Origin of the sequence: Nostoc cf. edaphicum LEGE 07299, from assembly GCF_015207245.1 — a bacterium.
In the GTDB taxonomy this organism is placed as follows: domain Bacteria; phylum Cyanobacteriota; class Cyanobacteriia; order Cyanobacteriales; family Nostocaceae; genus Nostoc; species Nostoc edaphicum_B.
Window position 1 is genome coordinate 1 of record NZ_JADEXF010000380.1, and the last position, 4,917, is coordinate 4,917.

Here is a 4,917-nt window from a genome sequence, read left to right on the forward strand (position 1 = left end):
ATTCAACCAGGCAGTAATCGGATTCTCTGACCAGGGAAAAGCCGCAGCAAATGGATAATAGAACCCATCGGGTAGAGAAGCGAGATGATAATTGCCAGGTGTCATTAAAATGGTACAAGCAATCGGCTGTCCCTGAGGAATTGGCGTTGAAAAAAATCCAATCACGATCAGTCCCACATAGTCAACTGGAGCCTTAACCTGGCCAGTCAAGCTCAAATTTGATGGGACAATCCCGTTGATTTCAGGCACATTATCATAGAAGCTGTGGAAGCGTGGTATGAGATATTCCGACAACTTTCGTAGCTGACCAGGTGATAGACCCACCAGTTGGGTAAAACGAGTGATAAATGTACCCAAGCTGTTGTATCCTACTTCATAACAGATATCAGTAACACTGAGTTGAGTGGTCAGGAGAAGTCGCTTTGCAGCTTCAAGGCGCAGTGTATAGAGGAATTGGGAAGGCGGAATTCCTGTGATTTGACGAAATACACGATTGAAATGATAAGGGCTAAGGGCAGCGATCTCCGCCATGTCCTGTAGGGAGAGTGTTTCATCCAATCGTTTATGCATGACTAGGATGACTCGTTCAGTTGCTTGATATCGTAATAATGTGGTGCTTTCATGGCAATTGGTATTAGATAGCAAATGATGTACTGGCATATGAATCTCCTTATACTTGCAACGATATTTGAAATTCCGGCGATCGCTGTTTACTCAAATAGATATCCTGAGATCAGCATAAGGCTGTAAGGCTTCCTTCAGTGCAGGCGGCACAGGTGTTGGTACTATTTGTTCTCCTTCTCGTTTCATGCAGGCTACTTGTTGCTCACCACGAGCGATAAGTTCCTCGTTACCGTTTGCAAGTCTCCAGTACTCAAAAAACATTGTGACTCGATTTTGGGTAAGTTCTTTCAGGTGCATACGGATGGCGATCGTGTCGAAGGCATAAAGCTCGACAAAATACTCACAGGATACCCGAACAGTTGCCAAGGCAAGACCCTGGGATAACTCTGTCAAAACTGTTGGGGCATGATCTCTTAGAAACATTTCACGACAACGCCCCTGCCATTTCAGGTGGTTTACATAGTACACATTGCCGACAAGGTTGGTTTCTTCAAAACCCACAATGTGCGGGTATTCATATACTTTCATCTATCCTTCCTTTAACATCAAGTTTTTAATACCCTATGCATGAATTGTGACTAATCGGCTTCAACATCACCTGCTGGAGGAAAACGATGGTAACGCAGGGCAATCAGCATCGGAATCAACACAATTAGGTTGTAGAAAAGATGCAGTTCGATTCGAGGAAGCCAGGGTTGTCCAATAAAGGGACGATTGCTAAAGTGTTGTGCGACGATCTGTGCAATACTAACTGGCGCAGCAAATTTGTATAGGTTGTCATGGATGATTGATTGCCCTAGTAATAAGGCGTGCTCAATGTGATGCCAAAACTGGATAACAAAGGCAATATTCCACCAAAAAAGCGCCTGTGTAATTGTAATTGCTGGACGCAACAATACCAAACCAAGGAGCATAAACAAAGCGTGACCGTAGTGCAACCACTCTGAATGCACTAACCAAGGGTAGACTAGTCCTAGTACGCCAAGACATTGGGGTCTGGGCCAATGCAGTACCCAAAGCTGAAATCCTTGGCACAAGTGTTCTAAAAGATGAGCGAGGATAACAAGCATAAAAATCTGCATAGCTCTTTGATGCCAACGCCCGTTCAGGGCATGGATCAGAGATTGGAAAATTCGTGATGTGGGGTTTGTTGGGGAATTTCTAGTAATCGTCATGGCAAGTATCCTCTTGTAGGTTTAGCTCAGGATTATTGTTTCCTTAAAAGCACAGCAAAAACTAGTTTTTGGGCAAAGGTCTGCACAGATATGTCAAAGGTACAGATCACCAAATCTCCTGACTCCAGCAAAACTTGATCGTTACCAGTGGTTGAATTAATCAGTATAAGGGGGGCACTCTCTATAGCACCAGCCTTTTTCAAGCACTCAATTGCCGCCCAAACACGAGTAGCAGCAATATTCTGGTCTTCTCCCTTCTGCTGATGAATGATTTCTGCTAGTTTGAATCTCTCCACACTAAGCAGGTCTTGCCAGACACAGACAGGACGAGGAACCACGGGTTCAACATCGCAGCCAATTGGACCTTTACTGGCAACCGCTATAGTCAAAGCTTCAGCATGAGATACAGATACTTGCTGGCAACCTGCCACTTCTGGTTTACCATCTGGTCGCCGCCAGATTGGTACTTTTGATCCAATAGCTTGTTGAATGGCGCGATCGCTGCGGACTCGTCGTTCTACTTGAGGATCGCAATCAACTATAACGGCGAGATCTCCTCCAGGAACCAGTTCCCGAATTCGTCGTTCCAGATAGGGGCCTAGCAATGATTCTACCCAAGGATTTTCTGGTTCTCGTGGCTGAATTACTTTTAGCTGCAATCCGTCCCAGCGTTCTAGAATTTGACCTGAGCGATCGAGAATTTCTAGGTCATAAATGAAAATGTCCCCGTCGTGCCAACGTTCTTTAGCATATACAAACTGTGGAGATGTACTTGGAAAACCACTCAATTCCAATCGCTCAACACTAATCGGCAAAAGTGTTGCGTGGGGGATGCACGCCTGCAAGGCATGAACAGCTGCATCTCGGGCTGCTGGATCACTCAAGACAAGTTGTGTAGGTAAATAAGAGCTAAACCAATTACTGCCTTGATCTGGTGTAATTTCAGCCAAACACTCTTTCGCTCTCAGTTGCCGATAACCACACAACCGCCGAAATCGCCCTTGATGGAACAGGAGATTACCATAAAGATCACGGTGTGGATTCAGCGAAACAGAGCAGGCGACAGATTTTAAATTCGGCGCATGGGTAGATAGTTGACCAATCTCTGCTCCCCGTTTGCCAATCCAACATGTGGCTTGAAAGTGATCCACCGCAAATGCAGTCTGCTCACTTCTGAGTGCAACTTCAATGTGTCCCGGCTCATGCATCAAGGCAGCAATCCGAATCTTCAAAGGTGTGGATTCGGCAACAACAACGGGACGATCAAACTTTACCTGCTCAAACATCGGTCGTTGCTCCGTTCTTGCCAATGCCATAGCTACCTGTGCCATTGCCTCTAGCCCCAAGACGGCTGGAAACACCCGTTCACCCTGAAACTGATGGTCATTTAGATACAAGTCGGTTCCTGTGAATAAGGTGGCATCAGCCACAAGTTCCACACCGGGATAGTAAACTCTTGGCTGTTCTAGAAAACGCAGCAATGGCAGTTCTGGGTGTTCAACCGGAAGTGTCGGGAGTCCGCCGAAACGCCCAGTCACGATTATAGAAGTTGCGGAGAATGGCTGAGTCAGCAGGTGAGACAGCATGGCAATCCCCCAATCTGTCGAGATCGGAGTAATCCCCTGCCGCAACAGGTTGTCTATCCTGCCCAGACGGGCACCCATTCCCACTTCTGACCAGATCGACCACTCTATAGCAAGACAGCGGCAATGAGGATGATTTGCTTGCCAGTGTTCAACCAGACGCACTAGCCATTCATTCGCTAGCCCATAGTCCGCTTCACCGGGTAATCCTGTTCGGGCAATGATCGAACCAAAACCAATCAACAGCCGTAAATGCTCTGGGTTGACTGCTGCCAGCACATTCTGCAAACCCTGAACTTTTGGAGCAAGGGTGTGAAGAAAATCGGGTTCATCTAAGGTACTCAACCGTTGCGGGACGTTGCGGGCAGCACCGTGCAAAATAGCTGTCACTGAACCAATCTCAGCCTCTGTAGCCTGGATGGCTGATTGGACGGCGGTGGCATCAGTCAGATCTACCGAAATATATTGGAAAGCAATGCCAAGAGCAGCCATGCGCTCAAGATTAGTTGCCAGTTCAGTGTCGGTATCGGGATGCGATCGCCCTAGCAAGACCAACTGCACAGCCGTTTCTTTGGCTAAGGCGATCGCACATTCAGCTGTAATGCCCTTACCACCGCCTGTGACGAGCATCACATCCAATGCATCTAGGGGTAAATCTGCTGCTGCCAAAGGCGGTAGCGATCGGAGAACTGGCTCCCGTCGCTTACCAGTTACATCGTAGTGTGCTTCCACATACCCAATTGCTGCGCCCGCTTCTGCAACTACCCATGCTGCTGCTTGCGGGCAATTGACCGGGACATTCACAACACAGGTGGTTACTTTAGACATCTCCAGATGCAGGGTACGGGCAAAGGCTCCGCCACTATTGTCATGTTGCACCAGGATAAATCGATCGCGTTCTTGATTTGCGAGCATTGCCCGTGCACCTGCCAGCAAGAGATGGATGTGGCTCACATCAGGTTTGGGGGGCAAACACACAACAATCCCGTTGCCTTCGCACTGACTGAACTGCTCCCGCAAGGACTCTGCCAGCGGATGATTTGGTGGTGCAATCACCTGCCACGTTCCGATCACAGTTCCAGAAAGCCGCTGTACCGACAAAGGACGTTCCACCAACTCAACGGTAAAAGGACGAATCCAGCTGTCAATCCCGATTGGAAAAGGATTGTCATCTTCACTAGAAACGGAGTTGCTAGTTTCAGACAGTTCTTCTAATGCTTGGATAACTTCGGCTACAGTGGCATCTGCATAGTTGGTCAGGGCAACGGGAGGTAAGATATCTAGACATCGCGCTGCATCAGTCACAATCTGTCCCACGGTAATGGAATTCAGATGCAGATCACTTAGCAAACGGTGATCATCATTGATGGCAAAGAGTGGCAGTTCTGCCCGTTTTGCCACCAGTTGACGAAGGATCTGGGAGGGAGATGCTGGCTCCTGGATAGAGGTGAGCGTTGCAAAGCTAGAGGATTTGGGATTTAGGATTTTAGATCTTGGATGATTGAGAGATGGCTGATCAGCATCGGGTACTAGGT

4 protein-coding genes are annotated in these 4,917 nt (G+C 47.8%); all 4 read right to left on the minus strand.

Features of this window, described 5'->3' with window-relative positions:
• A partial coding sequence (locus tag IQ229_RS13015) for a helix-turn-helix domain-containing protein (protein ID WP_194044288.1) occupies window positions 1-660 on the minus strand: 660 nt, incomplete at its 3' end.
• Window positions 661-714: 54 nt separating this feature from the next.
• Window positions 715-1,152, minus strand: coding sequence for an acyl-CoA thioesterase (locus IQ229_RS13020; RefSeq protein WP_194044289.1), 438 nt, complete (start codon window positions 1,150-1,152; stop codon window positions 715-717).
• A 50-nt stretch (window positions 1,153-1,202) separates the two neighbouring features.
• Window positions 1,203-1,799 (minus strand): hypothetical protein, encoded by a 597-nt coding sequence (locus IQ229_RS13025; protein WP_194044290.1) that lies wholly within the window; start codon window positions 1,797-1,799, stop codon window positions 1,203-1,205.
• A gap of 32 nt (window positions 1,800-1,831) precedes the next feature.
• Window positions 1,832-4,917: SDR family NAD(P)-dependent oxidoreductase (locus tag IQ229_RS13030; RefSeq protein WP_194044291.1), on the minus strand; the 3,086-nt coding region annotated here is incomplete at its 5' end.